Here is a 6,814-nt window from a genome sequence, read left to right on the forward strand (position 1 = left end):
CGCGAAGGTGCGGGCACGCTCGCCATTGTGTTGGTAAACTGATGCGGCGCTCCTATCGTGGGAGCGCGTCAGACATGTTAATCGAAAAGAGGCTGAAAATGATCAGGATAGGCATCGTAGGGGGCACCGGCTACACCGGCGTCGAATTGCTGCGGCTACTGGCGGCACACCCGCAGGCGCGTATCGAGATCATCACCTCGCGATCCGAGGAAGGCGTACGGGTGGTGGATATGTACCCCAGCCTTCGCGGTCACTACGACGATCTGGCCTTCAGCGTTCCGGATACCGCGACGCTCGGTCAGTGTGATGTGGTGTTCTTCGCCACCCCCCATGGTGTGGCTCACGAACTGGCGGCAGAGCTGCTGGCCACCGGTACCCGCATCATCGACCTGTCTGCGGACTTCCGCCTGCGCGATGCCGACCTGTGGGCGAAGTGGTACGGCCAGCCCCACGGGGCTCCGCAGCTGCTGGAGCAGGCCGTCTATGGTCTACCCGAGGTCAATCGCGATGCCATCCGAAATGCCCGGCTGATCGCTGTGCCCGGCTGCTATCCGACCTCCGTGCAGCTGGGGCTGATTCCGCTGCTGGAAGCCGGTCTGGCACAGCCGGGGAGTCTGATAGCCGATTGCAAATCCGGCGTCAGTGGTGCCGGGCGCGGCGCCAAGGTGTCCTCGTTGTTCAGCGAAACGACCGAGAGCATGAAGGCGTACGGCGTGTCTGGACACCGGCATCTTCCTGAGATCGTCCAGGGTCTGGAGCGTGCCGCAGGGCAGCAGGTCGGCCTGACCTTCGTGCCCCATCTGACGCCGATGATCCGGGGCATCCATTCGACCCTCTACGCACAGGTGCCCGATCGCAGCGTGGATCTGCAGCAGTTGTTCGAGCAGCGCTACGCCGACGAGCCCTTCGTTGACGTGATGCCGGCCGGCAGCCATCCGGAAACGCGCAGTGTGCGCGGCGCCAACATGTGTCGGCTGGCGATACACCGGCCCCAGGATGGGGATCTGGTCGTCGTGCTGGCGGTGATCGACAACCTCGTCAAGGGCGCCTCCGGTCAGGCGATCCAGAACATGAACATCGCACTGGGCCTGGACGAGCGGCTCGGGCTTGAACACCCGGCGCTCATGCCCTGATGACCAGCGAACCCCAGGGCCCAACAGATATGCCCTCCCGGGCGCCATCGCCTCGTCTGCGCAGGCGCTTGCCGTGGCTGGCATTGCTGCTGGGGTTGCCGCTGTGCGGCTGGCTGGGCTGGATGGCCGCCATGACCTCGTCGCAGATGGGAGATTATCAGCGCCTGCGTGAGGAGCGCGCCGGCATCCAGGCCGAGCTGGAGCAAACCCGATTGCGTGATCAGCAACTCGAGGTGGACCTGATGGTCGCGCAGCAGGCGCTGGCGGATAGCCAGGCCGCAGTGGCAGAGCTGGAGCAGCAGCTGTTTCGTCTGCAACAGGACCTGGCCCAATATCAGGGTGCGCTGGCGCCCAACGCGATGGCCCATGGGGTGCGGATTCAGGCTTTTGAGCTGCAGCGCACGGACATTGTGGGCATTTTCAGGTACAAGGTCATGGTCAGCCGGGTCGGCAGTGAAAGCGATACGGTGCAGGCAAGACTGCTGCTCACGCTGCAGGGCAGGCAGGGTGATGAGGAAGTGAGCTACCCGCTTGAGGAGCTGACATCCAGCCGCACCCAGTACCTGCCACTGAATTTCCGCTACTTCCAGGTGGTGCCCGGCAACGATGATGCCGAGCTGGTGCTGCCGCTGGGATTCGAGCCGGAGCAGATAGAGCTCAAGGTCGAGCACGACGGCAAGATCGTGCTCGAGCAAACGTTGAAATGGACCGAAACGGGAGTCAGATCCTGATGTTGAAAGGCAGGCGCAATAACCGGGCGGTCAGCCACTCCCCCGGCAAGACCACCCTGATAGCCGGCGACACCGAACTGCGAGGCAACATCCGTTTTGCTGGTGCTGTACAGGTGGATGGTCGGGTGGTGGGGAATATCGACGCGGATGATGGCCTGGTCAGCGTGACCCGCGAAGGCTATGTTGAGGGCATCATAAAGGCGCCCAGAGTCGTCATCGACGGTGTCATTGTCGGAGATGTCCACGCGCTCGAGCATCTGCAGCTGGATGCCCGGGCGCGGGTAGATGGCGATCTGTACTACCGGTTCATGGAGATGGTGGCCGGTGCGCAGATAAACGGCCAGCTCCATTATCTGGGAGAGGAGTCCTCCGGTCGTGAGGTCGACAGTCTCACGGGCGAGTTCGGGCTCAAGTAGTTGACCAAAAGAGTCGGATAAAAGGATAATAGCCGGCTTGATGTGCTGCGGCGCTGCCGCCGGAGGTTGTATGTCCAGTGTTGAAACCTTTATCCCTGCTGCCATGCAGTTTACCGACAGCGCGGTGAACAAGGTGCGGTCGCTTATCGAGGAAGAGGGCAATGATCGCCTGAGTCTGCGCGTGTTCGTGACCGGTGGCGGTTGTTCGGGCTTCCAGTACGGCTTTACCTTTGATGACGAACTGGCTGAGGATGACACTGTCATCGAACGGGAAGGGGTGCGTCTGGTCGTCGACCCTATGAGTTTCCAGTATCTGGCCGGCTCCGAGGTGGACTATCTCGAAGGTCTGGAAGGTTCGCGTTTTGTCATCAACAATCCCAACGCCAGCACCACCTGTGGCTGCGGCTCGTCCTTCTCCATCTAGGCTCCGGTGCCTACGCCGGGTAGATGGCTCCCAGTACCCGGATTCCCTCAGCACCGGTAACGGCCGGCAGGTTGCCGCCTAGCCGCTGCTGACAGCGCCACGCCAGCCAGGCAAACGCCATGGCTTCCATCCAGTCAGGATCGACCCCCAGTTCGGCCGTCGTTCCGACATGGCAATCCAGTAAATCCTCCAGCCGCTCCATCAGCCGGGTATTGTGCGCACCGCCTCCGCATATGTAGGCCGCCTTCGGTTGGGGCTGACAGAGAGCAAGCGCCGCGGCGATGCTGCGGGCGGTCAGTTCCAGCAGGGTGGCCTGCACATCCTCCGGCGCATGCTGCCGACCATCGAGCATGTGCTGCAGCCAGTTGGCGTTGAAGTGTTCGCGGCCAGTGCTCTTTGGCGCGGCGCGGCTGAAATAATCATCTTCCAGCATCCGGCCCAGCAGTGACGGGATGACCTTGCCACTGCGTGCCCAACTGCCGGAAGGGTCGAAGCTCATGCCACGATGCTGTTGCACCCAATGGTCCAGCAGCACATTGCCCGGGCCACTGTCGAAGCCGCTCACCTGGCCGTGCGGGGCAAGCAGGGTCAGATTGGAGAAGCCGCCGATATTGATAAGCACCCGCGTCTCGTCTGGCGAATGCAGCAGCCAGGAGTGGAACGCGGGTACCAGTGGTGCTCCCTGACCGCCGGCTGCCATGTCCCGGTTGCGGAAGTCGGTGATGACCTCGATGCCGCACAACTCGGCCAGCAGGGCGGGAGCGCCGATCTGTACACTGAAGCTCAACTCGGGATGGTGGCGAACGGTCTGGCCGTGACTGCCGATGGCGCTGATATCGGCGGCGCTCAGGTCGTGCTGTTGAAGCAGCTCCATGACCCCTTGTGCAGCGAGGCGCGCCCATTGCTGCCCGGCGATGCCCGCGCGGCGGATTTCATCTTCTCCGGGCTGGCAGAGCTTGAGTAGATCGTCCCGCAAGGGAGTGGGGAAGGGCAGACAGTGCGCGCCGATGAGAGTGGCGCGCTGGCTGTCGGGAGAAAATCGGGCAAGGGCGATATCGACACCATCCAGGCTGGTGCCTGACATGATGCCGATATGCAGTGCGGTCTTCACTCGTCCAGAAGAGCCAGCTGGGTGGCGCCTTGCTGGTCGAGACTGGCCATCAGCTGATTGCTGAGTGCCAGGAACGCGGTGCGTTCGCTCTTGGGTATGGGGTCGGAAGCCGGCAGCTTGACGCTGAGAGGGTCGACGTGGCGGCCATTGACCTGGAACTCGTAATGCAGGTGTGGGCCTGTCGCCAGGCCGGTCATGCCGACATAGCCGATCACCTGGCCCTGGCTGACGTTGCTGCCAACGCGGATGCCCGAAGCGTAGCGGCTCATGTGGGCATAGAGGGTCTGGTAGGTCTGGCCGTGCTTGATCACCACGGTATTTCCGTAGCCGCCCTTGCGTCCGACATGAACCACTCGTCCGTCGCCAGTGGCCTTGATCGGGGTGCCGGTGGCGGCAGCGTAATCAACACCTTTGTGGGCACGGATCTTGTTCAGCACCGGGTGCATGCGGCCGGGGTTGAAGCGCGAGCTGATGCGGGCGAACTCCACAGGGGTACGGATGAACGCCTTGCGCATGCTGGTGCCGTCAGCCCGATAGTAGCTGCTGTAACCTTTCGCGTCGGTGTAGCGCACGGCAGTGTAGGTCTTGCCCCGGTTGGTGAAGCGCGCGGCCAGGATATTGCCCGTCCCGACGCGCTGGTCATCCAGGTGTTTCTCTTCATAGAGCACTTCGAACTGGTCGCCCTGGCGGATCTCCCGGGCGAAATCGACGTCATAACCGAACACATTGGCCATTTGCATGGTCAGATTATGTGACAGCCCGGCGTTCTGCGCTGCCATGAACAGCGAGCTGTTGATGGTGCCGCTGGCATAGCGGGTGCGTACTTCGGGTTCGAGTACGTCCTTGGAGAAGGTAAAGTCCTCGCCGTCACGCTCGATATTGATTGTTTCAAGCGTGTTGAGCTGGGAGCGCATCCCCAGCAGCTGGCCCTCGGAATCGAGCCTGAAGTCCAGCTGCTGCCCGACCCGCAGACGGGTGAAGGCCTTGGCCTCCTTGCTGCTGTTGATCACGGTATGCAGTGTGCTGGCCGAAAGCCCGAGCTTCTGAAAAAGGGTCGACAGCGTATCGCCGGAACTGACCGTGAGGGTGGTCCATTCGGGCGTCTGTGGCGGAGCCGATTCGACCACCAGCGGTGTCGGGCTGATACCGGCATTGACCACTTCCGGCGAGGCGGCAGTGGTGATGGATTCGGAGATGCTTGTCAGCTCCAGTGGAGAGGAGATTGTGACTGTTTCGCTGATCAGGGCATCCAACTCTTCAGACAGGGTGGATTCGCTACTGTTCGGAGCGCTGGTGTCGGTCAGCTCAAGCTGGACCAGAGTGCGCTTGGCTTCGACTTGGGTGGTAGGGATGACGAGCAGGAAAATGCTCAGCGCGGCGGCGATACCACTGGCGGCCATCAGATGGCTTTTAGGGTAGCGCGGTGACTCTGACTTTGACTGTGTCATAAGCGCTCTTGTGATTGTTTCTGTGAAAAGTGAAGTAACTTGCTAAATTATAACTGAAAGTCTTTCAAGGCAAGCTTTACTGTGCCCGCCTGTCAGAAATCAGGCGCCAGATTCCTTTTGTGCTACCGCGCGCCTGCGGCATCGGCGCCGCAGGTTTGATCTTGATCGCCAATGCTGTATCGTTTTCAGCCTTTCTCCTTTGATATTCATCAACTCTATAGACGGGAACAGAGCATGAGGTCGGTTGACGAGCAGTTGGCGCTGATCAAGCGCGGGGCGGACGAAATCCTGGTGGAGGCCGAGCTGCGGGCGAAGCTCGAGCGCGGCACCCCGCTGAGGGTGAAAACCGGCTTTGATCCGACTGCTCCCGATCTCCATCTCGGCCACACTGTGCTGATCAACAAGTTGCGCCAGTTCCAGGAGTTGGGGCATCAGGTGCTGTTCCTTATTGGCGACTTCACTGGAATGATTGGTGATCCGAGCGGGAAAAACGCGACGCGGCCGCCGCTGACGCGGGAACAGGTGCTCGCCAATGCCGAGACCTATAAGGAGCAGGTATTCAAAATCCTTGATCCGGAACTCACCGAGGTGGTGTTCAACTCCGAGTGGATGGATGCATTCTCCGCGGCAGAAATGATTCAGCTTGCCGGGAAGTACACGGTCGCCCGCATGCTCGAGCGGGATGATTTCGACAAGCGCTATAAGGGCAATCAGTCGATAGCCATCCACGAATTCCTTTACCCGCTGGTCCAGGGGTATGACTCTGTGGCGCTGAAGGCGGATATCGAACTGGGCGGCACCGATCAGAAGTTCAATCTGCTGATGGGGCGCGAGCTGCAGCGTCAATACGGGCAGGAGCCCCAGGTGACCCTGACGATGCCTCTGCTGGTCGGGCTCGATGGCGAAATGAAGATGTCCAAATCCCTGGGCAATTACATCGGCATCAATGAGCCGCCGGGTGTCATCTACAACAAGATTGTGTCCATGCCGGATACGCTGATGTGGCGTTACTTCGAGCTTCTCAGCTTCCGCAGCATGGATGAAATCAATTCTCTGCGCGCCGATGTCGAGGCGGGCGCCAACCCGCGTGACATAAAGATATTGTTGGCAGAGGAACTGGTGGCGCGATTCCATGGTGAAGAGGCTGCGGCCAATGCTCACCGGTCAGCGGGTAACCGCCTGAAGGAAGGCGAGCTGCCGGAGGATCTGCCGGAAGTGGTGCTGGAGAGTGACAGTGATCTGCCGATTTCCGCGGTGCTCAATCGCGCGGGAATGGTAAAGAATGCTGCGGCCGCCCGCGATCTGCTCGGCGCCGGATCGGTGCGAGTGGATGGCGAGGTGGTTGACCGTGATTTCATGTTCCGGGTTGGTGCTGAGCATATATGCCAGGCGGGCAAGAAGAAGTTTGCGCGGATTATCGTCAAGGCCTCTTGACGGCGCTCCGGATCTCTCTATAATGCGCCGCTCACCGCCGGGGCAGGTCAGCAGCAGGATCGCCAGGCAGTGAAAGGGATGTGAGGAAGGCGTTGACAAGGTGTTTCAACCCTGTAG

7 protein-coding genes are annotated in these 6,814 nt (G+C 60.9%); 5 read left to right on the plus strand and 2 right to left on the minus strand.

What is annotated here, in order from left to right; genetic code table 11:
• Positions 1-98 precede the first annotated feature (98 nt).
• The 4 genes from argC to erpA all read left to right on the plus strand — a co-directional run bounded on the left by argC (position 99) and on the right by erpA (position 2,704).
• On the plus strand, positions 99-1,133 hold the full coding sequence (argC, locus tag IEW63_RS14235; RefSeq protein ID WP_188637295.1) for an N-acetyl-gamma-glutamyl-phosphate reductase: 1,035 nt from the start codon (positions 99-101) through the stop codon (positions 1,131-1,133).
• Complete coding sequence (locus tag IEW63_RS14240) at positions 1,133-1,864, plus strand: DUF6776 family protein (protein WP_188637296.1); 732 nt, start codon at positions 1,133-1,135, stop codon at positions 1,862-1,864. The genes argC and IEW63_RS14240 overlap by 1 nt, the downstream gene beginning before the upstream one ends.
• Positions 1,864-2,280, plus strand: a complete 417-nt coding sequence (locus IEW63_RS14245; protein ID WP_188637297.1) for a bactofilin family protein — start codon at positions 1,864-1,866, stop codon at positions 2,278-2,280. Before IEW63_RS14240 ends, IEW63_RS14245 begins: the two co-directional genes overlap by 1 nt.
• A 70-nt stretch (positions 2,281-2,350) precedes the next feature.
• Positions 2,351-2,704, plus strand: coding sequence for an iron-sulfur cluster insertion protein ErpA (gene erpA, locus IEW63_RS14250; protein WP_188637298.1), 354 nt, complete (start codon positions 2,351-2,353; stop codon positions 2,702-2,704).
• 10 nt (positions 2,705-2,714) lie between these two features.
• Here erpA and IEW63_RS14255 read toward each other — a convergent pair whose 3' ends face one another.
• Both IEW63_RS14255 and IEW63_RS14260 read right to left on the minus strand, forming a co-directional pair.
• Entirely contained in the window at positions 2,715-3,815 is a 1,101-nt protein-coding gene (locus IEW63_RS14255; protein ID WP_272872600.1) for an anhydro-N-acetylmuramic acid kinase, read from the minus strand.
• A complete protein-coding gene (locus tag IEW63_RS14260; protein WP_188637299.1) occupies positions 3,812-5,263 on the minus strand; it encodes a peptidoglycan DD-metalloendopeptidase family protein in 1,452 nt (483 codons plus the stop codon). The genes IEW63_RS14255 and IEW63_RS14260 overlap by 4 nt, the downstream gene beginning before the upstream one ends.
• Before the next feature lie 234 nt (positions 5,264-5,497).
• Here IEW63_RS14260 and tyrS point away from each other — a divergent pair, with 234 nt between their 5' ends.
• On the plus strand, positions 5,498-6,697 hold the full coding sequence (gene tyrS, locus IEW63_RS14265) for a tyrosine--tRNA ligase (protein ID WP_188637300.1): 1,200 nt from the start codon (positions 5,498-5,500) through the stop codon (positions 6,695-6,697).
• Positions 6,698-6,814 lie beyond the last annotated feature (117 nt).

This window comes from Halopseudomonas pertucinogena (assembly GCF_014646575.1).
Taxonomy (GTDB): domain Bacteria; phylum Pseudomonadota; class Gammaproteobacteria; order Pseudomonadales; family Pseudomonadaceae; genus Halopseudomonas; species Halopseudomonas pertucinogena.

Bases quoted from the DNA above. Each gene is read 5' to 3' on its own strand.
- argC (WP_188637295.1), top strand. From the start codon at position 99: ATGATCAGGATAGGCATCGTAGGGGGCACCGGCTACACCGGCGTCGAA.
- IEW63_RS14240 (WP_188637296.1), top strand. From the start codon at position 1,133: ATGACCAGCGAACCCCAGGGCCCAACAGATATGCCCTCCCGGGCGCCA.
- IEW63_RS14245 (WP_188637297.1), top strand. From the start codon at position 1,864: ATGTTGAAAGGCAGGCGCAATAACCGGGCGGTCAGCCACTCCCCCGGC.
- erpA (WP_188637298.1), top strand. From the start codon at position 2,351: ATGTCCAGTGTTGAAACCTTTATCCCTGCTGCCATGCAGTTTACCGAC.
- IEW63_RS14260 (WP_188637299.1), bottom strand. From the start codon at position 5,263: ATGACACAGTCAAAGTCAGAGTCACCGCGCTACCCTAAAAGCCATCTG.
- tyrS (WP_188637300.1), top strand. From the start codon at position 5,498: ATGAGGTCGGTTGACGAGCAGTTGGCGCTGATCAAGCGCGGGGCGGAC.